Below are 25,825 nucleotides of genomic sequence, written 5' to 3' on the forward strand. Positions count from 1 at the left end.
AAGGATATATTTAATTTAATGAGTTGTATTAGTTAAAAGTACAATGTAAAAAACTCTCACCCATTGTTCAATTTAATAATAAAATACAACTAATCGTTTGAGAAGAAAATATTTTTTAGAGTTAGGTAGTTATTCTAATATACAAAATGTGCATGAAAGGCTCATTTTTGAACATGAAAGTACATGGAAATAAAAAGGTAAAAGGTGAAACTTGTAGAATTGTAAAAATGTAATAAATATTTTGGGGGGATAATTATGACGAAATTTTACAAGGTTATATGTAGATTACTTGTAATTACATTATTGGTAACAATGACACCAATAAATGCAATTATAGTAAGTGCTGCGGGTGACACAGGAGAAGTAACTACTAAAAAAAATCAGGAGGCAGAAATAGTTAGAGAACTTGAAGAGAAGAGAGAGGAGAATACAAAGTACTTTTTAAAAGACGATGGAACTTATGAAGCAATATTATATGAAGAACCTATACACTATTTAAAAAATGGCAAATGGGTAGATATTAATAATTCATTGCAGGATAAAGGGAATTATTATGAAAATAAAGAAAATGAATTCACTGTTAGGATAGGTAAAAATGCCAGTGATAAAGAGCTTATTTCTGTATCAAAGGATAAGTATAAAATATGGTGGAACATAGGTGTTGGCATCGGAGAAAAATTAGAAGAAGTATCAGCATCAGATGATAAAGGTGTTGAAGAAGAAAAACCAACTATAGATAATGAGAAAAACGAAGAAACAGAAAAGCCATCAACAGAGGATAAACCAAGCGAGGAAAGTGAAAAACCATCAAATGATGATAAACAAGAAGGGGAAATAGATAATCCACCGTTAGATGGCAAAACAGAGGATGAAACAGAATCACCATCTACTGAAGACAAAAAAGGTGGAGAAACAGAAAAACCAACTACAAATGAAGAAATAAAGGATAGAATAGATGATTCACCTATTGATAGTGAAACTACTAAACTAAAAAAGAAAACTAATTTAATAGGAAAAGTATCAAAAAATACTACAATAGATAAAACTGCAAATAAAGAAAAAGAAAAAGTTAAAGAGAATAAAGAAAAAGAAGAAAAAAAAGATTCAAATAAAGATGAGAAAGTAAGTAAAGAAACTAAAGAAAATAATAAAGATGATATTAATGGAGATGTAAAAAAATCTAATAGTAGTGATAAAAATAAGAATAAAGATAATGATAAATTAAATAAAAATAGGAAAATAAAAAATATAAGCAAACTAAGTAAAGCATCAATAGAAAATACAGATATAGATAAAGTTATTGATGAAATGGTGGAACAACAACTTGGAGGTAATAGAAGGGCAAAAAGATCAATTAGTAATAATAAGAGTTTAAGAGATAAGATTAAAAAGGAAATTGATAAGAAGTTTTTACCTAATGTTAAATCAAGTGTGGAATTTAAGTCTATTTACGAAAATATTGACTTAGAGTATAAATTGATAGGAAAAACAGTAAAGGAAAATATAATATTAAATGAAAAAATAGATAATCCTTCAATTTTGTTTAATTTGAATATAGAAAATCTAAAACCTAGAGTTGAAGGAAATATAATTATATTTGAAGACCTAGAGACTGGAGCTGAAGTATTCCAATTAGATAAGCCTTTTATGTATGATGCAAAGGGAGAATTATCTGAGGATATTGAGCTAATATTCAAAGAACCAGAAGAAGGAGGATATACCTTAGAGATAGTTCCAAATAATGAATGGATTAATGATGACAAAAGAGAATTTCCCATCACAGTGGACCCAATAGTAAGAACAGATACTAATACTAATTATATAGAAGATACTTTTGTAGCATCAACGGATACTGAAAATAAATGGAACAACTTATTTCTTAGAGTTGGAAACGTTCAAAACGTAGGAACTACAGAAACATATGTTAAATTTACTAAATTACCAAAATTAAATGCTGGGGATATGGTGGTAAATGCAGAATTAGCTTTATTTAAGCAAAGTGGTTATAGTGGAACTGATGGACAAATAAATGCATATGAAGTCTCTAGTCCATGGGAGGCAACATCAAGTGAAGGCATAGTATGGAAAACTAAACCTGGAGTTGAAAGCAGAATACTAGATATACAAACTGTTAAAAATGGTTGGTATTCCTGGAATGTAACCAAAGCTGTAAAAGGTTGGTATACAAAAGGAAATAATTATGGTATAGCTTTAAAAAGAGATAAACCTACATCCGGAAATACGGCTTTTTTATCTTCAGATTGTCATAGTGCTTATAGTTCTGGATGGCCATTAGTATCAATTCAATATGTTAATAATACAGGGTTAGAGAACTATTGGACATATCATTCACAGGATATGGGCAGAACAGGAATAGGATATATTAATGATTATAATGGTAATGTTGTTTTTACCCATAATGATTATACAGCCTCAGATAGTAGGTTAGCATTGAAAATTGAACATGTTTATAATAGTAATGATAAAAGCATTGATATAGGATACGGAAAAGGGTGGAAACTCAATATTCAACAAAGGATAACAGAAGAAGTAATAAATGGTAAAACCTATTATAAATATTTTGATAGTGATGGAACTAATCATTATTTTTATTATGATTCAGCATCTAAAACTTATAAATGTGAAAGTCTTGAAGGTATTAAATTCTCTAAAAATAGTGATGGAAGCTATATAATTACGGATAAAGATAGAAATAAATTATATTTTGTTCCTGGTGGTTATCTTAAAACTATAACAGATACTACTAATAACACTAACACTATACTTTATAGTGGAACGATAATAAGTGGAGTTCAGGATAGCATAGGAAGAACTACACTTTTACAATATACATCAGGTGGAACGTTAATTGGTATTACTGATCCGGCGGGAAGAAAAACTAGCTATGCTTATAATGGAATACAATTAAGCAGAATAACTTATCCAGATGGTAAGGCATCTTATTATACTTATGAAGGTAATAACAATTTATCTGCTGTTAAAAGTTTAGATGGTGCTAAATTGCTTTATACCTATTATGGAGGTTCTACTTCAAGAGTTAAAACTGCCACTTATGTAGATACAGCTGGGACACAGGGGCAAAGTCTAACCTTTAAATACAGCTATAATGAAACTGAAATAAAGGATGTTAAGGGTAGAACTAATACTTATCAATTTAATAATGGAGGAAATACAATATCTATTAAAGATTCTAATGGAAGTGCACAATACTATAAGTATAATAGTAATGAAAAAGTAAAAAACAGACTAGAATTAGAATCTAAAGTTCAAAAGACAAGTAGTAATTATTTAATGAATCATAATTGTGAGTTAAAGGATAAATATTGGGCAAATGATTACTGGACAGGTTCTGCAGGTACTAATGAATTTACTACTACAAAAGCTAACATGGGAAAATATTCATTAAAGGTAAATATGACAAATAAAACTAGTAGGAGATTTTATAGTCAAGCTGTCACCTTAGAAAAGGGTAAGACTTATACATTTTCAGGATATGTATCCACTGATGGAATAAGTAATACTAATAAAAAAGGTGCTGCTTTATTTGTAAACTATCAGAATAATGCTGGGGCATACTCAACTATAGAATCTAAACATATAAGTGGAACTACGGGATGGAATAGAGAGTCAGTTACATTTACACTGCCGGCAGATTCGGTATCTAATACTGTATATATCAGATGTGGAGTAGTTGAAGAAACGGGGACTGCATACTTTGATAATCTACAAGTAGAGGATGGAGAAATTGCTAATAGATATAATCTGGTGGAGAATGCCAACTTTGTAGAAAATGGAGGCAAAAGTGCTAGCTTTTGGGATGCCAGCAATTGGGAAAACGGTATGGGTCTAGATATTTCTACGGACGCAACTTATCCTTCAAGTTTAGATAAAATAAAGGCTGTTTATAAAATACCAGGGAATCCTAATAAAAATAAGAATATATATCAAACTATAAATATTTCAGGTAAGAAAGATGATGTTTTTGTAGCATCTGGTTGGGCAAAAGGAGAATCTCTTCCAGTTGATGTTAGCGGAAGATACTTTGCTCTAGATGTAGGACTAGAAAAACCAGACGGTAGTTATGAATGGACTGTAATTCCTTTTAATGGAGATTCATCAACATGGCAATATGTATCAGGACAAGTTGTGGCTAAAAGTGATTATAAAAGTGTAAAAATATATGGACTTTACTATAAAAATGCTAATATAGCTTATTTTGATGGATTCCAATTATATAAAGAAGAATTTGGTGCAAGCTATCAGTACGATGATAAGGGTAATATTATATCTACAGAGGATTTAATAAAACAAAAAACTAATTATAAATATGATGGTGACGATAAATTAACTTCTGTTACAGATCCAAAAGGAAATACAACTAAGTATTCATACGATGGTAATAGGAATTTAATTCAAACTACTACGGCAGAAAACATTATAAGTTCTTTTATTTATGATGAGTATGGGAATGCAGTAGTATCAAAGATATCTGGAAGTGGATTGTTTATGGAAAGCAGTAATATTTCAGGTGATACTGCAGGATACACAAAAAGAACTATAGATACCAGTGGAAACGAAATACTGAACGTATATAGCGAATCTAAGGATACGTTAGATGTAACAATTAATTCAGAGGGAGTTGCTACTTATTATGGATACGATGAGACAGATAAGCTGGTAAACACCACTGGATATAAACAATATGGGACTCAGAAAACCGGAGAAACTTTCTTTATAAACGGTAACAGTAGTGGAGATCTAGGAAGCAGATATATTGAGTTAGGTGCTACTCCAGTAAAAGATAGTAATGGACATTATACTTTTAAAATTCAAAATGGTGGAGGACCACTATATAATACTGGTATTAGTAAAAATAAGGGAACCATGGCTATTAAATTTAAAACTTATAACAACGGAACTACACGATACTTACTCAATAGTTCATCTCCTAATGGAAGTTTATTTAAAACGTATATAAATACAAGTAATAAATTATGTCTAGCAGTTAGAGACAGTAGCGGCGTTTCGAAAGATATAATTATATCAAGTAAAGTTGTTAATGCTAACACTTGGTATTCTTCTATATTACAATGGGAAAATACAACTTCAGGATTAAAAGCTACATTAACTATAGATGATGAAATAAAGAATGCTACTGTTAGTAGTGTAAAAGACTTTACTGGTGGTAATGTTAGAGTAGGGGCTGAATCAAATAGAAGTAATGCACTTAATGGAGAAGTTGAAGAGTTCTACTGTTCCAATGAACTAGATAATTTAACAGAATTAAAAGGGTACTATAATAAGCTAAAAAGTGGTAACTATGGATACTACAAAAATTGGGATGAATATGTTCCTTTAAGAGGAAATTCTTCAAGTATTAATGGACTTAGAGCACTTACAGATAAGAGTAAGTATGATTCATCTAATGAGCTAACTATGCAAGCTACAGGAGGCAGATATGCTAACTATAGTAGTGGAATAAGGGACAACTCAGGAACAATGAATATTTGGCTTAAACCTAGTGCAAGTACTAGTACAAGATATATATTTTCTGGAACAACTAGAGAAAATATTGGTGTGATAGAGGCATATTTAGCTTCGGATAATAAAGTAAAGTTATCTGTTAAGAATAGTAGTGGAAGTATTGTAGATATAATAACATCAAATACAGCTGTAACCACAGGACAATGGAATATGTTAACAATATCTTGGAATAAAAGCGGAACAACTCTTACAACCAATATGTATATTAATGGAAACAAAGAAAAATCAGCTTCAGGTACCTATAAAGATTTTTCAGGAGCTAACATATGTATAGGTCAAAAATTATCTGGTAGTTCAATAGAAGGAAATCTAGATGAACTCATACTTTCAAGCAAATGCTATGATGACAATGCTGTAAAATCAATGTATACTAAAGGAAGAGGAAAAGCAACTGCTAGGGTTGGACAGAACAACTATGCTTATAATAATGATAGATTATCAAAGGTTTCTAGCAATAGTACAAGCTACAACTTTACCTATGATGGAAATGGAAATCAGAAATCTGTAGCAGTGGGAAGTAGCACTTTAATAACCAATAACTATGATAATGTATCAGGTGTATTAAAAAATGCTACCTATGGAAATGGCAATACAGTAGCCTACAGTTATGATAATTTAAATAGGGTAACTAGTAAAACCCTAGATGGTAAGACAGCTTCAAAATATACCTATGATAATTCTGGGAATTTAGCTATATCACAGGATTTAAAAAGCGGAATTACTAATAAATACACCTATGACTTAGCAGACAGACTAGTAAAAACAGAGGATTCAAGTGGAAATTGGTTTAAATATGATTATGATAAGACTGATAAAACTAGTAAAAAAGAAAACTATATAAATGGGAAACTATATTCATCATTCTTTGAGTTTGATAAGGATGGAAAACCCGCAAATGGATCAGTGCCTTCAGGAAAAACCTATTTTTATATTTATGATTCTATAGGAAGAACTAAATCTAGAACACTAAACTTAGATGTTGCTTATACCTATGATACAAGATATGAATACAAAGCTGGTTATGCAGGTTCAACAACTTCAATGGTATCATCAATAAAAAATGGCAATAGCGAAATAAAATATACCTATGATGATTTAGGAAGAATTGAAACTGTAAATAATGGTAAAGTAATAAAGTATTATTATGATAGTTTAGGACAGGTTATAAGAGAAGATAATGGAGAACTTAATAAAACTATAGCTTATACCTATGATCAAAGTGGAAACATTCTAAAGGCGGCAGAATATGCACTAACAAGTAACGCAACACTAGGAGCAGCAACTAAAGCTGTAGATTATAGCTATGGTGATAGTAATTGGAAGGATAAGTTAACCTCTTACAATGGAAAAGCCATAACCTATGATGCAATAGGAAATCCATTAACTTATGATGGCTATACCTTTAAATGGGAAGGTGGAAGAACATTAGCTTCTATAACAGGAAATAGTAAAAACATTAGTTATAAGTATAATAGCGATGGAATAAGAACAGAAAAAACAGTAGATGGAGTGAACTATAAGTACACACTAGAAGGAAGTAATGTAGTATATGAAGAAATAACTAATGGAAGTAAAGCAGACAAAATTTTATATAACTATGGAGATAAAGGTCTTGTAGGCTTCGTGCTAAATGATACTGAACAATATTTCTACATTAGAAATGCTCAAAGTGATATTATAGGAATAATAAACTCTATTGGAAAGCAAGTTGTTACCTATACCTACGATACCTGGGGTAAATTAATATCTATAACAGGAGATAAAGCATTAGGAGAAAAGAATCCTTATAGATATAGAGGATATAGATATGATACAGAGACTGGATATTACTACTTACAATCAAGATATTATAATCCTGAATGGGGAAGATTCTTGAATGCTGATGGAGTAGTATCTACAGGTCAAGGTATGTTATCTCATAATATGTTTGCATATTGTGCTAATAATCCCGTAATTTTCAAAGACCCATTAGGGTTGGCGCATTGTATGTCAAATGAATATGGTGGTGGAGGCGGTTTTGGTGCCGCTGCTATTGGCGGTAGTGGAGCGTTAGCAGACACCGTAAAAGGAGCATGGTATGGCACTGTTGGAACAATAGGAGCTATTTGGAAAATTATAACTTTTTCTAGTAACAACAGTAAAAATGATAATTCTAAGGCCAAAAGAAATAATAACAAATCTAATTTACCTAATCAAGGAAAGGTGTTTGGAAATGTAAAAGGTGCACCGCCTGTAGATGCTGGTAATCAAGGTAAGCATGTAATAAACCATCCGAACAATAAATTTCTTGAATCAGAAGGGAAAAATAAATCACTATGGCCTGAAGGAGAAAATGGAGTAGATTTAACACAGGAAGGATGGTTAAAAGGTGAGCCGAAATTAAATAATCCTAATGTAAGGGTATGGGATACAGGAAGGCCAATAGGAGCAAATGGAGAAACAAAAGTTAATGTTAAATATGCACCTAGTAAAGATACAATACACGGTTATCCGGTTAAATAGAAATGGAGTGATTAAATGGATATTGTAGAAATCGTTAAAAGTTTATATAGAAATCCAGCAGGATCTTCTTTGTTGCTCAAATATGTTGATAGAGATTATTGGATTGACAAGTTGCAGAAATACTTTCCAAATAGTTATATTAATAATATTACTGATTTTAATTATGCTAAGTGCTTTTCTATGTATATCAATTTATCAGATATTAGAGCTGATATAGGATCTAAAGAGTTTCATGAGCATATAGAAAATGAAAAAGATGTATATGGGATAATTATAGAAATTTCGGTATTAGCTTCTTATTGTGTATTTAAATATTCAAGATATTATATTGATGGTCAGACAAAATGTGAAACTAGTTCTATACCTTATTGTGAAAAGCATATGGAGTTTAATAAAATAATAAATAATTTTATTTCAGATTATCACCTTATTCTTTTGGATGATAATACCCTAATGAGAGAAGTTCCGGATATATGTCTTGAACTAAAAGAACCTCCAGTAAGTGTGTATAATTGTTTTTTTCAAGATGATTACTCATATTATCCCTATTCAATAGAGAAAGTGGATTAAAGCTATATATTTAATTTAAGATAATTAGCTTAATAATTACCTATAAAATATTCCTTTAGTTAATATTTTATAGGTAATCTTCTATATAAGCTTGTGTTTATATAACTCAATTTAAAATAAGAGGTGTAAATAAGCTGGATATGATAGCATGGTTAAGTTAATGGTACAAAAGCAATTGTTATGGTGATTGGGAACACTATTATGGAATAAAAATAGATACACTTGATAATCCAGGATGGAAAGTAGATATAGACTTGGTAGATACTTATTTAGAAGATGTAGAATTTAATAAAGTTCAAATATATTGATGATTTAAATTGGATCCATTGTAGTGTTGCAGATGGAGTATTTAAAGGCGGAGGTAGTATAGATAAGTTAGAGGAAATATTAAAAATATTTAGAGTATGGGCTACTGAAAATAAAAAATATAATTAATAAAGTAGTATAAATATATAAGATCAAAAGTGCTAAGAGTAAGTTAGAAAAGTAATAGTATAACGTCGACAGACTAGAATATCTGTTGGCGTTTTTTATATTTTTAAAACTACTAGTATTTTTAAAGATATTTTAATTATGAATAGAATTATAAAAATAAAATAATTATACAAGATATTGAATGTTAAAAAATTATATAGAAGGAAAAAGAGTATTTCATGAAGAAAAAATCAATGTACAATCAAGATATTATAATCCTGAGTGGGGAAGATTCTTGAATGTTGATGCTATTGGTGGAAATGTAGGAGCATTGTTATCACATAATATATTTGCTTATTGTAATAATAATCCTGTAAATGGTAAAGATCCTAATGGTTTTAGACCTATGTATACTCAAGGTGAAGAAACAGCTGCAATGAGAGATGCTTCTTATAAGGTTATGAATAATTATGGAAAAAGAAAAAATAAGAGTACTAGTGGTGTAATTACAACAAGGACTACTAGAGGGTATACGAGACATGTGGCTGATGCTGAGATTGCAAATGTTACTGGAATTTATGGTAAGTCTGGGGTGTTTGGAAGTTGTGAAATAAGCACTCCCGACTTTCCAATACAAGCCTTTTTAGGAGGAGCAACAGGTATTGGAGCAGTATGGAATGGTGATAATAAATGGAATGTCTATGAAGCAGGTCTACATCTTACGCCACTTAAAGCTGGGGAGAGACTCAAAGGAGGTATTGGGATTTTCAACTGCGAGTTACAAGTTGGAGCATCTCTTGGAATTGGAGGTAGTTTTACGACTTGAGGATATGCTGACAGTAGTGGATTTGGGATAGTATTAGGGGCAGCAGCTAGTTGGTTTTTTGGAGCTGAAGTTACTGGGAAAATATGAATTGAACTTTAAGGTATTACCCTAAATTATTAGTTTAAAAATAAATTAAGAGAGAATACATGAGCAATTTTTAGGGAGACTATTGCATTACTAAAATTTTTATTAAGTAATAAGGTACGAAGTTTAAATATCTACGAAAGGAGAGAACGTAATGGGTAAGGATATTTTAGTAGATATTTCATGTTTTATAATAAGTGCATGTTTAAATATTAAATGGGTATATCATATGTTGAGAGGTATTATGCCACAAATTAATTTAGAAAGTAAAAAGAAAAAAAATGAGTTAAAAAAAGCAGTGAAATATTTATTTATTACGATTATATATACTATTATAATAAATAAACTTTTTTAAATATATAGTAGTCTTTATAATAAAAAATTGTTATTATGAGGGAGAGGATTAATTATAGAAAATTTGTCAATAAAAATTATAATAAATATAGTATATATAGCTTTACTATTAATTTTATTATTAATTGGATATGTAATATTTAAAGAGTTTTCTAAAAGTGCAAAAGAAAAGAAGCAGCAACTGGGATACAAATTTCTTATGAACTATTATAAGTTTTTAGGCATACTTACTATAATTTTTAGTGTTACATATATATTTAAATTAATATTTGAAATATTTCGATATATATTATGATTATAACCAGAACCTATAAAATATTTATATTATAGTGAAATTGAATAATATAAATTTATCTTATTCTGAAGCGAAGTAAATTATATATAATATACTTTAAAAATGAGGGAGGGTTTTCATAAAATAGAATTATTTATTTTGTGAAAGCCCTCTGTGTATATTAATTTTAAAATATATAAATAAAAATATACAATTAATAAAACATTAGAAATGCTCAGAGTGGTATTATAGGCATAATAAACTCTATTGGAAAACAAGTTGTTTCTTATACTTACGATACTTGGGGTAAGTTAATATCTGTGGATTAAAAAGGAAACTCCTTTTCAGATTCATTCAAATGAGTAAGTTCCACTAACCAAATTAAAATTCGGAGTGTCACTTAAGGCATTAGGAGAAAAGAATCCTTATAGATATAGAGGATATAGATATGATACAGATATAGGTGTAATAAGTATATAAAAACTCTGTATGAATTTTGTGAATTAAGGTATAAAAAAATTAAATAGCGGTATGGAGGATATAAGGTATGAGCAAAAACAATATAGTAAATAGTATAATTTTTATTATAAGTATATATTTAAATTACAAATGGGTCTTTCCTATTCTAAGGACAGTTACATCCTTTGGTAACAATTTGGATAAATATGAAAGAAAAAAGGAACTTAAGAAAGGAGTAAAATATTTAGTTATAACAGTTATATATGTTGCTATAGTTACTTATTATTTGAATAATAGAAGGTAATATAAAATGAAGAGTTAGTGTTATAATTTGATAGTGCTTGCTGCACATGAGAGGTGATAAATATAAATCAAGTAGTTGTAGAAGTTTTAATTAATGTAACATACATAATATTATTATTTATATTAATGTTAGTTGTATGGGTATTCTTTAAAGATTTATCTAAAAGACCAAAAGAAAAAAGTTCTGAAGTATTATATAAGTTTTGGATTAATTATTATAAGGTTCTAGCATTAGTTTTTATTGTTTTTAGCATTATATTTATAAGCAACTTAATGCTAAAGATAATAGATTTACTTACTTAAAGTTACGATATGGTTATAGCTATGAAGTAAAAGTATATAGAGATATAGTAAGAATCGTATATAAAAGAACAAAGGATAATTCAGAGGTTTTTATAGATGTAAGAATAAAGGAATTACTGGATAAATGGAATAAATAGTATATGTAAAAAAGGTGGTAGTGATTCTATAATTGAATGCTATAACTTTTTTTATTAAAGTAACAAATGAAAAGTAATCCGGCAAATGTTGCTTGTCCATAAAAACACATGTTTAGGAGGGGTTAAAATGAACAGCGATGAATTATTAAAAAAAATTCAGGATATAATTTTTTCAGTTCCGGGAGAAATATATAAATACAATCAGCCTAGTGATTGTTTTGATGATGATTGGAGAGAAGCTTCAACTCAAGAAAGGGCTTTTTTGTTAGTTGAAAGTTTGCTTATAAACCTAAACAAAAGCAAAACAGAAGAAAATACAAAACAAAAAGAAAATCTTGTTGAAGTTAAGATTGATAAACTACCAAGATTTTACAGCATGGCAGATGAAAATATGTTCTTCAATGCTATTTACACCGTGCAATCCATAAAAGAAGTAATTGGAAATGGAAGGGAATTATTTCTATATTATGATAAGAATATAACAAATGAAGAAAAAAAATTCATAGTTGGATTATTTAAAAGATATCAAATTCCTATCCCATCTAAAATTAATAGTTAGTATTCAATAAAATAAGTATGAACTAGCTTAGTTACTACTTAAAGTTACATATAACTATTCTGAAAAATATAAGTAGGAATTTGATTTATACCAATTATTATGTGAGAGACAGGAGTGATTCCTATCTCTATTTTTCGTATTAAATAATATTATAATTATACATTATATAGGAGAATTTTTTAAATTTTAGGTCTAGAAACATCATTAAAAGTCTGGATTAAACATTAGTTAAGTAATACTAAAATGGGGTATATTTAAGGAGGTAGTATATCAATTATGAATATAAAAGTTGGATTAATAATTATATTTATTACAATTCCATGTATAATTTTAACATTTAAAGCTGTACAGCATATTATGAAGGGGTTGCCAAGTGGAGAGAAAGTTAAAATGAAAGAATTAAAGATAGGATTAGTGTATATTATTATTATAATCATATATACGGTTATATCTAATTTAATTTTAATTAAATTACATTAACAACTAGATGGGGAGGTTATCGTGAATATTGTAGGAGATATTTTATTAAAAATTGCTTATACTATGTTAATGTTGATGATTTTTTTACTTTCTTATGTTGGATTTAAGGAAAGTTCTAAATCTCTTAAATCAAAAAAATATATTGGTAAAGATAAGTTCATGCTGAATTGGCTCAGATTACTATGTGGTTTTTCTATATATGGTTGTGGAATGATAATAATTAAATTTATTGTAGAAATAATATTATATTTAATGAAAATATAGTACAGAAAACTTAATTGTTTTTTAAAAATATATTTTTTAAAAGAAAACTTTACTATATAAAGTGTCGAAAGAAATATCTAGAAAAAACTTAATGTGGTAAATAAAGGAGTACTATGAAGTTGGTTGCGTAAAATATATGTGATACACCCGATTTTAAGTATATTATATAGGAAACATAAATAAAGTATAAAGTAGGCATTTTTATACAATCCCTAAATTAGTATAAATGGAGATTTAAGAAGTAACCTATGTATCTATAAAATAAAGATAAGTAATTTTAAAAATAAAAGGAAAATACTTATGAAGGTGATAGTTGTTCCAATCAAGTGGAATAACTATCACTTTTTCTTTTTATATGATATTACTTGTTAGTAAATTATATAGAAGGAAAAAGAGCATTAAATGAAGAAATAATGAATGTACATTTAAGATATTATAATCCTGTTTTATGGATATAAAAAGTTTTGCTACAGAAAAATCTTGGTTTAAACGTCAAATTTCTGTTGTATCTCTAGGCTCTGCTTCTCTACCACAACCATGGGGAGCAATTGTTGGAATAGGATCTGGAGGATTAAAGGATGCTTATGATTATATGCCAGAAAACATTCAAATTATGGTTGATTGGACATGTCAACCAATAATTAGTGCTCCATCAGTGGGAATTAATTTAAATATACCATTAATGTCATATAAATATAAGTTGTTTAGAGCTTAATATGAAGTAAATTGTAATTTAAAATAGAAATTAAAAGGGAGAATTAGGATCTATGAACAATAAATATTCAGTTATTAAAGATATAGTTGTTTGGATTATAATGTCTATTATTGGAACTATAATTTTTGTTAATACAACAAATATTTCTAAGATAAGTGCTATTATTATTAGTATAATAGCAACAGTAATAATTCTAGTAGCAAGTTATAATAATTATAAATTAGTAATATCTGATGAAGAAATTGTACTCTATAAATCATTTATAAAAAAGACACAAATTCCATTAGAAAATATAGTGGAAATAAAAATTGGTAATTCTTTTACGGGGAGCAGGATTCAGGGGGTGGTAAAATACATTTATATAAAAACAGCGGAAGATAATCATAAGTTTAATATTGTTAATATAGAGAGTGAACAGTTTTATGATGACATTAAAAATCTTGCAACTAAGCTAAATATTAAATATTTTAACAATCAGGAATAAACTATAAAATTATTTAATAAGTAATGTATGTATTAGAGTAGCAGTAAAAAAAGTAAACTTTAAAATAGTGAAGGGTTAATAACGGTATTACTACATAAATAGAATAAAAAACTTATGGAAAAAAGTGATAGTTATTAGTATAATTGAATGCTGTCACTTTTTCTATTAGGTTAGTAATGAAAAATATAGATTAATCATACTGCAATAGGATGGTCAGTGGATACTTTAGCAGATATAGCAATAGGGACAGCAACAGCAGCATTGATAGCAGCGGGAGTAGCTTACCTTGGAATAACAGCCCCATTATGGGGGACTGCTCTTTTAGCAGCTAGTATTAGTTATGGTGTAGCAAAATCTTATGAAGATGATATAGGTAGATTAAAGAACTCAGTTATATCAGGGGTTTAGAAGGAGGAGAAAATGAAATCAGCTAAAATTAAACAAGCAGATGAGATGGAAGTTAAAGATTTAAAGAAATTAAATGTTTTTATTTCAATAGGATGTATGTTAGGAAGTATACTTTTTAATTTGATATTAAGTAGTGATGATAAAGTGTACCATAGCATAGCTCCAGTATTATTAGTACTTACTTTAATATTAAATGTAATAAATATAGTATTAAACGTTAATAAGAAACCAATATATAAAAGTGTTTACATTTTAATTCCAATACAAGGAATTCTAGTAGTATTATCATTATATCTAGAAGCTGTAAATTGCCTAACACTAGAAAGCACAATTACAAAAATAATAATATTTTCAAACTATATATTAGTAAATTTATATATTTTCTACAAAAGAATAATAGTAAAAAATGAAGACTATATTAGCAGTGTTAAAAAAGGTACCCATGGAAGATATATAAAGAGAGATTTAAGTGTTTCATTAATTGTAACTGCAATATTATTAACAATTGCTAAAGTTATAGACTCTAGTCCAATAATAATTGAAGAAGGTAATGGAGATAAATTTATTTCAGGTATTTTTTTGATAGGAGTTACTGTATGTTTAAGTATTGTTTATATAATAGCAATATCTAACTATTTGTATAGTGTTAAGGATAAAAAATTTCCCAAAACATATTAAATTAATAAAGTTCGGGAGCGTTTTTAGGAGGGTTATAATGCGTAGTGGAATTTCTGCAGCAATTTTGGGAGTAGTAATATTTTTAATTATTGCAAAGAAAACTAATATGATAAAGAAATAAATAACACATTACATAAAGGTAAAGAACATAGAAAATTTTATGAACTTTACCTTTATTATTTTTATATCTTTAAAATTGGAGTATGGGTATATGGTGCTAGTGTAGGTTTAGGTATTGTAATAGGTACAGAAGTTGTTAAATGGGGAGTTACAGAGATAATTAAGAAGTTTGATTAGAGTAATATAAGGAGAGTTGAAAGATGAATGTCAATAATAAAGGTACATATGCAGTAGTAGGAATAGCTGTCTTTATTATATCGAAGCTTATACTTGGAAGTTTAGGAATAGAGAATATACCAGTACCAATTATCATAGGTTTATTAGCAGCTTCATACGCTATGTTTTTAATTGGGATACTTAATAAAAAATTAACAGGAGGAGAGAAGGTTTGTTATATAGTATTTTCAATTTTATTCGCAGTTGCGATTGTTAGTACTATAATAGCAATTATATTTTTAAGTTACTTTCCACAAAATGTAGAAGAATATAAAGTATTGTTGTTAATATTATTAATGATTATTATATTATCACTTTTAGGTATAATTATTATATCAATGATAATTATAAAAAAATATCGAAATTAGATATTCTATAATTAAAACTTATATATGATATATAAGAAGGATATTATTAAAGATATGGTTATAATCTAGAATTACTTATATTAAATAAAAAATTAGAAATTAAATTTCGGTATACCTAATATATTATAAATTTCTTTATTCTATATATAATGGAATTAATTTATTATCTTAGTTTTATATAAAAAGATTTAAAGATTTAAAAGTATTTCTATGTAAATTTACCTTAAATAGTATAAGTGGGTTTTAATAACTAAATCCCTGAATTTTGATATTAAACTTAGATATACCCTAGAAGGAAATGATGTATTTTATAAAGAATTAACTAATGGAATTTGTGTAGAATAACAGAGTTTTTAGCTTGTATGAGAAGTATGAAGTAAATTGTAGTTTAATATAAAGTCAAAGGTGGGGGGAATTAAGATATATGAACAGGAAATATTCAGTTATTAGAGAGATAGTTATTTGGATTATAATAGACATTATTGGAACTATAATTCTTGTTAACACAATAAATATTTCCAAGATAGTTGCTATTATTAGTAGTATAACAGCAACAGTACCAATTCTAATTGCACGGTATAATAATTATAAATTAGTAATATCTGATGAAGAAATTGTGCTCTATAAATCATTTATAAAAAAGACACAAATTCCATTAGAAAATATAGTAGAAATAGAAATTAGCAATTCTTTTACGGGGAGCAGGATTCAAGGGTGTGTAAAATACATGTACATAAAAACATCAACAGATAATTATAAGTTTAATATAGTTAATATAGAGAGTGAACAATTCTATAATGATATTAAAAATCTTGCAACTAAGCAAAACATCGAATATTTTAAAAATCAGGAATAAACTATATAATCATTTAATTTATTATAAAAATAGTTTATGAATAAATATTATGAATATAGTGGTTTTGTAGGGTTGAGACTAAATGACGCTGAGCAATTTAGTCTATTATGCAATAGAGTGGCCAGGAATTGCAATACCATAAAATTGAGAAAGTAGGAAATTTATATGATAAGCAAGAAAAATATTTTAGCTACTATAATAATTCTTATAATAATGGCATTTATTAGGATTATGGCATAGATGATATACCACAGCCAATAATTTTTGCTATATTACTATTGATTATTTTATACTTATTTATATTTGTTTTTAAGTATAAAGGTGATAAAAAAGAACGAATATATTTATTAGTTATGACCATACAAGCTGCAATACTAGTAATTATATTAGTAGTTTCAGTAACTGTACAAAATAAATACCAGGATATTTCTTATAGATACAAGCCCATATTTGTAACTTTAATGGCAATCCTATTTTTAAGTCTAATAGTAACTGTATATAGTTTAGGATTCTATAAATATAAAAACAATAAATTTAGAGATAAGTAATTAAGGTTTGTTAAAAGAGTTAAATGGACTTTATTGTTATGAATTTAATAGGAAATAATAAAATGGGATAGGAAGTGAAAAGATGGAATTATTCGAAGATAAAATAATTGAAGAATATATTGTATGGCAAAAGGCTAATCCTAAAAGTTTTTCATGGTGGAATTATGTAAATATGAAGTCAGATATTCAAATTGCACTGGGATTCGCTAAGTTTTTCTATCCCGAAATAATTGAGATAGACAACTGTATCTTTATAAAGGATAACTTTTCAAGCGAAAGGTATGAACAATGGAAAGTTGTGTGTAATGATAAAAAAACTTTAGAGAAGGCTATTAATTCATATGAAATTAAAGAATTTTTTCATATGAATACAGATTTTGAAGATAAAAATATAAATGAACAAATACAAGCACTAGGAAATATATTAAAAAAAATTTGGACTTTAGGTTTTAATGAAAGATTCCCTGATATGAATATAGTTGTAGATATAATTGAAGATGATGAATCATTATATATTACTGTATTTCAAGATAGTTAATTATGTTGAAAATTATTAATAGCCGTGGTTGGTAGACATAAGTATAAAAATGGCCAATTAAGTATACTATTCTTAAAAACTATGAATGAGACTATTTTACTATATACATATAAAACTAGTATAATATTTAGCTATAAAACTATATAACTATTTAACTATTTGTTGTGTTCATGCGGGTTTAAGAGGTTTGCCCATTAGAATAGTATTAAGGTAACAATAAAATAATAATTAAAAACCAAAGAAAATAGAGTATAATTAGTATGGAATTTAATTTTTTTATGTATGGGGGATAATTTAATGGATGCAGTAAATCAAGTTTTAGTTCTATCCATTATGATGGTTATAGGAATATATGCTAGAAAGAAAGGCTTTATAGATGATAGAGTAGAGAAGGGATTAAGTGCAATATTAATAAATATAACTTTACCATTAATGATAATAAATAGTTTTTGCTTAGAATTTGATAAAGCTATTATGGGAAATGCTATAAAGATATTTTTCTATTCCATAGTTATACATTTGGTGTTACTTATTTTATCAAGATATATTTATATTAAGGCTAGTGATAGAAAAAAACCACTACTTATATTTACAACATCTTTTTCCAACTGTGGATTTATGGGCTATCCAGTATTAAACAGCATATTTGGAGAAATAGGAGTGTTTTATGCTTCAATTTTTACTATGGTATTCACTGCTTTAGTGTGGACCGTAGGGGTATCTTTGTTTACAGGGAAAATATCTATGAAGGAAGCTAGTAAAAGCATTTTAAAGAATCCCTCTATATGGGCTGTAATTATAGGAATTGTAATATTTGTAGGTCAAATTAAACTACCCTTTGCCATTAACTCAACGGTAAAAAGTGTAGGAAATATGACGACTCCAATATCTATGATAATCATTGGCTCTATGCTTTGTGGTTCTAACATAAAGGAAATGATAGGAGATTTTAGTTTATACTATTTATCTATAGTTAGACTAATTTTAGTTCCTATAGCAACATATTTTACTATGAATATGTTTAGTATAGATTCAATGTTGGTAGCTATATGCACTTTACTTATGGCAATGCCAGGAGCGGTGGTAGGACCTGTAATTGCATTATCTGCTGGTGGAGATGGTAAGTATGGCTCACAGTGTGTATTTATAACTACAGTTTTATCCGTTATAACTATTCCACTATTTATATATTTAGTAAGATAATTAATTATATAGGTAATAGGTTTTAATGATTTAGCTATTTTAAATAAGTATAGAAGGGAATGTAAATTATATATGTTTGATTTAGATGATTGCATTGCATTTATAACAAATAAAAGTGCAAAGAAATTAGCTGACGAATTTAATAGAAGATTACAAGAGAATGGTACAACTAGAGTACAATGGATAGCTTTATTTTATATAGGTAAAGCAGGAGAAATTTCTCAAAAAGAACTTTCGGATTATATGGATATTAAAGAGTCTTCAATGGTAAGACTTATAGATAGAATGGAAAAGGAAGAGTTAGTTGAGAGAAGAAAGGATTCAGAAGATAGAAGAATAACAAAGATAATATTAACTGATAAAGGTAAGTTTTTAAAAGAAGAACTTATGCCTAGAGGACAAGAGTTCCAAGATGATGTATTAAAGGGAATATCGAAAGAAAATTTAGAGATTTTTAAAGAAGTTTTGCAAAGGATGATAGATAATATATGTTAGCTATTGACAATACCACCCCATGGTGGTATTTTTATATCATAAATACTTGTAGTGCTAACTATTGCACTAGCAACTATTAAATGATATGGGGGTATAGATATGAAAAAAGATGTAAGAGAAATGTTAAATGACTTTATGAACGGACTTGGTGAATTAGGCGAAACTAATGGAGAAAATGTTAACGCTTTCATGGGGCTGTTAGGTAAGACTTATGAAGAGGGTGCATTAGATACTAAAACAAAGGAATTAATTAGTGTTGGAATTGCTGCATATAACAGATGTGAATATTGTATAGTTTTCCACGTTTACAAAGCTTTAGAAGCAGGAGCAACTAGAGCTGAAATAATGGAAACTGCTATGGTATCTGTTGCCTTTGGTGGAGGTCCTAGTATGGCATATTCTGTAACTTTATTAAAAGATGCCGTTGATGAATTTGAAAAAGATTTTAACTAAATAAGATTTTAAATTTAAGACCTTGAGTATTATACTCAGGGTCTTAAATCCAGAATCTTAAACTAATATATATTTGGTATTAAAGGAGAGGTTGAAATGGATATTAAGTTGGAAAGTCTATCAGGAAAAAGTAAGTCTGCTAAAGTAGGCAAAATTAATATACAAGTTGGGGATAATGTTAAGTTAAATGATGTATTGTTTCAGCTAGAAACAAATAAAGGAAATTCACCTGTAAAAGCTAAAGGAAGCTATAAAATTGAAGAAATAAAGGTTACAGAGGGACAAGAGGTAAAGGTTGGAGATACATTACTTATAGTAAGTGGAGAAGCTTTAGCAGAAGAAACTAAAAAAGTTGATTACTTTGGTAGCTTAATAAAGGGTAAAAAAGAAAATTTAAATATAGACCTTTTAGTAATAGGTGCAGGACCAGGAGGATACGTTTCTGCTATATATGGAGCTAAAAAAGGTTTGGAAACTATAATAGTTGAAAAGGATAATTTAGGAGGGACTTGTCTTAATGTAGGATGTATTCCTACAAAATCTCTAGTTAAATCTGCTGAAGCATACAATGAGGCATTAAATGGAGAAGAATTTGGATTTGAAGTAAAAGATATAAAGCTAGACATGAAAAAGGTCATAGCTAGAAAAGATAAAATTAGAAATAATTTAGTTGGTGGCATCGACTATTTATTAAATAAAAATAATATAAGACATATTAAGGGAGAAGCATCTTTTATAGATAACCATAAAGTATTAGTGAAAAAAGGTAAAGATGAATACACTATTGAAGCTAAAAATATTATTATTGCTACTGGTTCTAAAATATCAAAAATAAGTATTCCTGGTATAGAACTACCTTTTGTATTAAATAGTACAGAAGCACTTAGTAACACAGAATTACCAAAATCAATTACTATAATTGGTGGTGGAGTTATTGGGATGGAATTTGCATTCCTTTATTCAAATTTTGGAGTTAAAGTAAATGTGGTTGAATACGAAAATAGAATTCTTAACATGGTAGATTTAGATGTTTCTGAGGAAATTTTTGATATAGCAAAATCAAAGGGTATAGGTATATATACTAATTCAAAGGTTACTAGAATTGAAAAATCTGAATCAGGAGAAGGTATAGTTATATTTGAAAATGAAGGTAATGAAAAGCTTTTAGTTTCAGAAAATGTATTAGTTGCAATCGGAAGAGAACCTAACATGGAAGGACTAAATCTTGAAAATACTGATATAGAACTAAATGATAGAAATAGAGGTATAAAGGTTGAAAGTAATTTAAAGACAAATGTAGAGGGAGTATATGCCATTGGAGATGTTAATAGTAAGATCCAATTAGCCCATGTAGCTTCACATCAAGGAATTGTAGCAGTAGATAATATATTAGGTGAAAATAAAGAAATGCAGTATGAATGTATTCCTAATGTAATATTTACAGCTCCAGAAATTGCTTCAGTTGGTCTTACTGAAAAGCAATGTATTGATAAAAATCTTAATATAAAAATAAGCAAGTTCCCTTTTGCTGCTAATGGAAAAGCCTTAACTATGGGTCAAGAGTATGGATTTATTAAAATAATAAAAGATTTAGATTCAGGTAAAATGGTTGGAGGGTCAATAATAGGTCCAGATGCTTCATCACTAATAAGTACGCTAACTCTTATTATTCAGCAGAATATTTCAGAAGAGAGCATAGCAGAAACTGTATTTGCACATCCAACTACAGGTGAAGGTATACATGAAGCAGTATTAGGATTATCTATAGGAGCAATACATTATAATGAATAAAGTAATTATTTCAAAGGAAGTTAATCCTTATTATAATTTAGCCCTAGAAGAAGAATTGTTAAAAAATATAAAGTCTGAAGAAACCATATTATATCTTTGGCAAAACGAAAATACTGTAGTTATTGGAAGAAATCAAAACCCTTATAAAGAATGCGATTTAGATTATATGAAAGAAAACCATATTACATTAGCTAGAAGAATTTCTGGAGGTGGAGCAGTTTTTCATGATTTAGGAAATTTAAACTTTACTTTTATAACAAAGGAAATTGAGAGTAATTTAGATAAACAACTTAAGGTTATAAAAGGTGCTGTAGAGTCCTATGGCTTTAAGGTTGAGTTTTCAGGAAGAAATGATTTACTTTTGAATAATAGAAAGTTTTCAGGACATGCATTTTATTGTGAAGATGGTAATTATTTTCATCATGGTACTCTTATGATTGATGTAGATATTACTAAACTTGAAAAGGTTCTTACTCCATCTAAGTTAAAATTAAAATCTAAAGGAATAGAATCAGTAAAAAGTAGGGTTATAAATTTAATAGAGGTTTGTAGTGAATTAAATGTAGACAATTTAATTCAGTCATTGGTAAGTTCCTTTAATAATGTTTATGGAGATTTACAAAACTCATATATTTATAATATGAGTAGTTATGTACCTAAGTTATATGATAAATACTCTAGTAGGTTGTGGAATTATGGTGAGAGTCCACAATATGATGTAGTTCTCGAAGAAAAAACTGTTATAGGCAATATAGACATAAATTTATCAGTGGAGTCAGGAAAAATAGTAAAGGCTAAAATATTTTCAGACACTTTGGAGAATATAAATTTAGGAAAAATTGAAGAACAGCTTATAGGCATTATATTCTCTAGAGCTGAAGTTGTAAAATTAATAAAGGACTATGTAAGATAGGTATCAGAAAAAAATATGTATAAAAATATTTGTATAAATCATAATATTCTTAGGCTAAAATATATTTACCTCATCTAGATAAGTCAAGAAAATTTAACATTTTTAATATGGATTATATTTTAATGATATAATCCATATTTTTATGTAAAATAACCTTGGTAATTAAAAATAATGTAGGGTATAATATGTATATTGTAAATATAGTAGCTAACAAATAAATTTTTGCTAATATATTAACATTATATTTATTATTGTAAAACTATGGAGGATTATAGCATGAGAACAATTTATAAAAATCCTAAGGAATTAGGTGCTTGTTTAAGAGATATTGTAGATTTATACAGAGATGATTTAATGACCTATGAAAAATTATCAGATAAGGTTATTAAAATTGTAGATTCTAATGTAGAAAGATTCTTTAAAAATGGAGATGTTGAAATAAAGATTGCAAATATTCTAGAGGAAGACAGAATAGCAATTATAAAAGATATATTAGATAAAAATAATTAAAAAATCTTATGGTAAATTTATAAAAAAGATAAGCTTTATTGATTAAATCCCATAAGCTTATCTTTTTTTATTTTGGAGGATATATGTTACGAATAATAAATATATGAAAAGAAGTAAGGAAGAGTACTTAGATTTACTTGATAAATAAATATACAGATGAGAGTATGGCACTAAGATGTGGTTAGATGGATTTATCTATTTAGTCACATCTTTTTCTATATTTAAGAAATTAAATATGGAAATCTACGGTTGTATTTTAAGGAGAAAAATGTGAAAATAAAGCTATGTTACAAAAAGTCTTAATAAGGAGGGATATAGATGTTTTGGTTTTCAGAAGATAGTAAGAAGGTAGATAAAAATCTTTCAAAAGAAGATGAATTACAGCAGCTAGTATGGAATTTCTTTATGAACAAAATTCCCAAATTAGGTTTTGAACAAAGAGAAGGACAAGAAGATATGGCTTTAGATATATGTAACGCTATAGCTGACAGACAACATACTATAGTGGAAGCAGGAGTAGGAATAGGAAAATCTTATGCATATATAGTTCCCTTGCTTTATTATAATAAACTTTTTAATAAACCTGTATTAATAGCTACGTCAACTATAGCTCTGCAAGAGCAACTTATTAAGGATGTAAAAAAAATTTGTTCTTATATAAATCATAAACCAGAAATAGTTTTGGCTAAAGGTATGACTCATTTTGCATGTAAAAGTAGAGCCGATAAATACTTTAAAGAGATTAATAGCAAAGATTTTAATGATAATCTAGAAATATTATGTAATTACATAAATAATGGGGTAGTAGATAGAAAAAATATAAAGTTAGATGTAGATAATAATGTATGGGACAATGTTAATGTAAAGGCAACAGATCATAATAGGTGTGAACATTATAATAGTTGCAGTTTTATGTCCCTAAGAAGAGATATGTTAAATACTAATGGAATAATTTTATGTAATCAGGATTTATTAACTGTACATTTTCAGAAGTTAAAGAAAGGACAAAAGGGGCTTTTAAATGAGAAAATAGATTTAATTGTTATAGATGAAGCTCATAATTTGGAGGAAAAAGTTAGAGCATCTTTAATAGAAAGCTATAATAAATATAAAATAAAATCTATTTTAGGAGATGTAATTGAAACCATAAAAATATCAGCTATAAGAAGAGAGAGTTACGAATATTTTAATAATATAACTCATATTTTGAATGTTATTTTTAATAAACTAAATAATCAAGTAAAAAAACAAATTAACTCATCACCTAAGGGTGAAGAAATGGAAAAGTATTTTATTAATATAGATGAAATACGAGAAGAGCTTTTACTTTTAAATAGTAAAATTGATTTAATAAACTATAAAGTACAATTTTATAGTGATGATAATTTATGTGAAGAAGTATTCGAAGAGCTAGAGAATCTTCAAGACTTTATAAAAAGTTTGATATCTATAAAGAGTAGGGATTTATTTTGGTTAGAAAATTTTAATGATATTCATATATTTGCATGTCCTAAAAATATAAGTAAGGAGATAAATTCTTTATACTTTGATAAGTTAAAAACTACTATATTAACTTCAGCAACTATTGCAGATAAGAGTCAAGGTAGTGAAGAAGAGAGATATGAGTATTTTATTAAAAGTACAGGGTTTCCAACCAGTACAGGATTTTTATCAACACCAAAACCATCACCTTTTCCGTACAATTACAATGCCATGATATATTATACAGAAAATATGCCTCATCCAGTAGAGGCGAGAGAAAGGTTTATAAAATTGGGGGCAGAAAAAATAGTAAAGCTTCTGAATATTACAAAGGGAAAAGCATTAATTTTATTTACATCTAAAAGTGATCTAAAGGAAGTTTATGAGATATTAAAACATAAAAATTTAGAATATAGGATTTTAAAACAGCAACATATGTCCTCTCAGGATGATATACTTGAAGAATTTAAAAAGGATAAGAATTCCGTATTATTAGCTACAGGAACATTTTGGGAAGGAATAGATGTGCCTGGAAAATCATTATCGAATTTAATTATATTTAAGCTACCATTTCCGGTACCAGATCCAATTATAGAATATAAAAGGACTTTATCAGAAGATTTTTTAATGGAGGTAAGTGTACCATTAATGATAGTAAAACTTAGGCAAGGAGTAGGAAGGTTAATAAGAAAGCATGATGATAAGGGGATAGTGGCAATCTTAGATTCTAGAATTGGTGAATTGTCTAATAGCCCGTATAAAAATATAGTGTTTGATTCCCTCCCTATTAAAAATAGAACTAATGATATAAGAGAAATAGAAAGTTTTTGGATGAAAATGGATGAATAGAGCTTAAGCAAGATATAGAAAGGAAGTTATTCTATATCTTGCTTTTTATTATAAATATCATGAAATAACGACTTAAAGCACATTAACAGTAACTTGAAAATAAT

24 protein-coding genes and 1 pseudogene are annotated in these 25,825 nt (G+C 27.8%); all 25 read left to right on the forward strand.

The window, feature by feature from the left end:
• Positions 1-255 precede the first annotated feature (255 nt).
• The 25 genes and pseudogenes from B2694_RS14335 to B2694_RS14460 all read left to right on the forward strand — a co-directional run bounded on the left by B2694_RS14335 (position 256) and on the right by B2694_RS14460 (position 25,721).
• Positions 256-8,067: an RHS repeat-associated core domain-containing protein gene (locus tag B2694_RS14335; RefSeq protein ID WP_346886323.1), complete on the forward strand. Its 7,812-nt coding sequence runs from the start codon at positions 256-258 to the stop codon at positions 8,065-8,067.
• Between the two features lie 15 nt (positions 8,068-8,082).
• On the forward strand, positions 8,083-8,637 hold the full coding sequence (locus tag B2694_RS14340) for a hypothetical protein (protein WP_346886324.1): 555 nt from the start codon (positions 8,083-8,085) through the stop codon (positions 8,635-8,637).
• Between the two features lie 173 nt (positions 8,638-8,810).
• A pseudogene (locus B2694_RS17825) lies at positions 8,811-9,072 on the forward strand (immunity 53 family protein); the annotation flags it as partial.
• A gap of 181 nt (positions 9,073-9,253) precedes the next feature.
• Complete coding sequence (locus tag B2694_RS14355; RefSeq protein WP_346886325.1) at positions 9,254-9,877, forward strand: RHS repeat-associated core domain-containing protein; 624 nt, start codon at positions 9,254-9,256, stop codon at positions 9,875-9,877.
• Between the two features lie 238 nt (positions 9,878-10,115).
• Positions 10,116-10,316 carry a hypothetical protein gene (locus B2694_RS14360; protein ID WP_346886326.1) on the forward strand — a complete coding sequence of 67 codons (201 nt, stop codon included), beginning with the start codon at positions 10,116-10,118 and terminating at the stop codon, positions 10,314-10,316.
• An 820-nt stretch (positions 10,317-11,136) separates the two neighbouring features.
• Positions 11,137-11,352: a hypothetical protein gene (locus B2694_RS14365; protein WP_346876386.1), complete on the forward strand. Its 216-nt coding sequence runs from the start codon at positions 11,137-11,139 to the stop codon at positions 11,350-11,352.
• Between the two features lie 53 nt (positions 11,353-11,405).
• Entirely contained in the window at positions 11,406-11,654 is a 249-nt protein-coding gene (locus B2694_RS14370; RefSeq protein WP_346848239.1) for a hypothetical protein, read from the forward strand.
• 264 nt (positions 11,655-11,918) lie between these two features.
• Entirely contained in the window at positions 11,919-12,350 is a 432-nt protein-coding gene (locus B2694_RS14375; RefSeq protein WP_346886327.1) for a hypothetical protein, read from the forward strand.
• 276 nt (positions 12,351-12,626) lie between these two features.
• Positions 12,627-12,830: a hypothetical protein gene (locus B2694_RS14380; protein WP_346876389.1), complete on the forward strand. Its 204-nt coding sequence runs from the start codon at positions 12,627-12,629 to the stop codon at positions 12,828-12,830.
• Positions 12,831-12,851: 21 nt separating this feature from the next.
• Positions 12,852-13,094, forward strand: a complete 243-nt coding sequence (locus tag B2694_RS14385) for a hypothetical protein (RefSeq protein ID WP_346886328.1) — start codon at positions 12,852-12,854, stop codon at positions 13,092-13,094.
• 448 nt (positions 13,095-13,542) lie between these two features.
• Positions 13,543-13,809, forward strand: coding sequence for a hypothetical protein (locus B2694_RS14390; RefSeq protein ID WP_346886329.1), 267 nt, complete (start codon positions 13,543-13,545; stop codon positions 13,807-13,809).
• Between the two features lie 52 nt (positions 13,810-13,861).
• Complete coding sequence (locus B2694_RS14395) at positions 13,862-14,293, forward strand: hypothetical protein (RefSeq protein ID WP_346886330.1); 432 nt, start codon at positions 13,862-13,864, stop codon at positions 14,291-14,293.
• Positions 14,294-14,509: 216 nt separating this feature from the next.
• The gene (locus tag B2694_RS14400) at positions 14,510-14,701 is read left to right on the forward strand and encodes a hypothetical protein (protein WP_346886331.1); all 192 of its coding nucleotides are present in this window, start codon (positions 14,510-14,512) and stop codon (positions 14,699-14,701) included.
• A gap of 12 nt (positions 14,702-14,713) precedes the next feature.
• Entirely contained in the window at positions 14,714-15,379 is a 666-nt protein-coding gene (locus B2694_RS14405; protein WP_346886332.1) for a hypothetical protein, read from the forward strand.
• 320 nt (positions 15,380-15,699) lie between these two features.
• Entirely contained in the window at positions 15,700-16,083 is a 384-nt protein-coding gene (locus tag B2694_RS14410; protein WP_346886333.1) for a hypothetical protein, read from the forward strand.
• Between the two features lie 424 nt (positions 16,084-16,507).
• The gene (locus tag B2694_RS14415; protein ID WP_346886334.1) at positions 16,508-16,939 is read left to right on the forward strand and encodes a hypothetical protein; all 432 of its coding nucleotides are present in this window, start codon (positions 16,508-16,510) and stop codon (positions 16,937-16,939) included.
• A 353-nt stretch (positions 16,940-17,292) separates the two neighbouring features.
• Positions 17,293-17,487 carry a hypothetical protein gene (locus B2694_RS14420; RefSeq protein WP_346886335.1) on the forward strand — a complete coding sequence of 65 codons (195 nt, stop codon included), beginning with the start codon at positions 17,293-17,295 and terminating at the stop codon, positions 17,485-17,487.
• A gap of 82 nt (positions 17,488-17,569) precedes the next feature.
• Positions 17,570-18,025 (forward strand): hypothetical protein, encoded by a 456-nt coding sequence (locus B2694_RS14425; RefSeq protein WP_343827183.1) that lies wholly within the window; start codon positions 17,570-17,572, stop codon positions 18,023-18,025.
• A gap of 297 nt (positions 18,026-18,322) precedes the next feature.
• Positions 18,323-19,228 (forward strand): AEC family transporter, encoded by a 906-nt coding sequence (locus B2694_RS14430; RefSeq protein ID WP_346886336.1) that lies wholly within the window; start codon positions 18,323-18,325, stop codon positions 19,226-19,228.
• A 72-nt stretch (positions 19,229-19,300) separates the two neighbouring features.
• On the forward strand, positions 19,301-19,723 hold the full coding sequence (locus B2694_RS14435) for a MarR family winged helix-turn-helix transcriptional regulator (protein ID WP_035134522.1): 423 nt from the start codon (positions 19,301-19,303) through the stop codon (positions 19,721-19,723).
• Positions 19,724-19,822: 99 nt separating this feature from the next.
• The gene (locus B2694_RS14440) at positions 19,823-20,176 is read left to right on the forward strand and encodes a carboxymuconolactone decarboxylase family protein (RefSeq protein ID WP_346886337.1); all 354 of its coding nucleotides are present in this window, start codon (positions 19,823-19,825) and stop codon (positions 20,174-20,176) included.
• 96 nt (positions 20,177-20,272) lie between these two features.
• Complete coding sequence (gene lpdA / locus B2694_RS14445) at positions 20,273-21,967, forward strand: dihydrolipoyl dehydrogenase (protein WP_346886338.1); 1,695 nt, start codon at positions 20,273-20,275, stop codon at positions 21,965-21,967.
• Positions 21,960-22,880, forward strand: a complete 921-nt coding sequence (locus B2694_RS14450; protein ID WP_346886339.1) for a lipoate--protein ligase — start codon at positions 21,960-21,962, stop codon at positions 22,878-22,880. Before lpdA ends, B2694_RS14450 begins: the two co-directional genes overlap by 8 nt.
• Before the next feature lie 276 nt (positions 22,881-23,156).
• Positions 23,157-23,390, forward strand: a complete 234-nt coding sequence (locus B2694_RS14455; protein ID WP_035134530.1) for a TIGR04540 family protein — start codon at positions 23,157-23,159, stop codon at positions 23,388-23,390.
• Between the two features lie 318 nt (positions 23,391-23,708).
• Positions 23,709-25,721, forward strand: a complete 2,013-nt coding sequence (locus tag B2694_RS14460) for an ATP-dependent DNA helicase (RefSeq protein ID WP_346886340.1) — start codon at positions 23,709-23,711, stop codon at positions 25,719-25,721.
• The last annotated feature ends 104 nt before the right edge of the window (positions 25,722-25,825 follow it).

The organism is Clostridium sp. UBA4395 (assembly GCF_002390995.1).
Taxonomy (GTDB): domain Bacteria; phylum Bacillota; class Clostridia; order Clostridiales; family Clostridiaceae; genus Clostridium_J; species Clostridium_J sulfidigenes.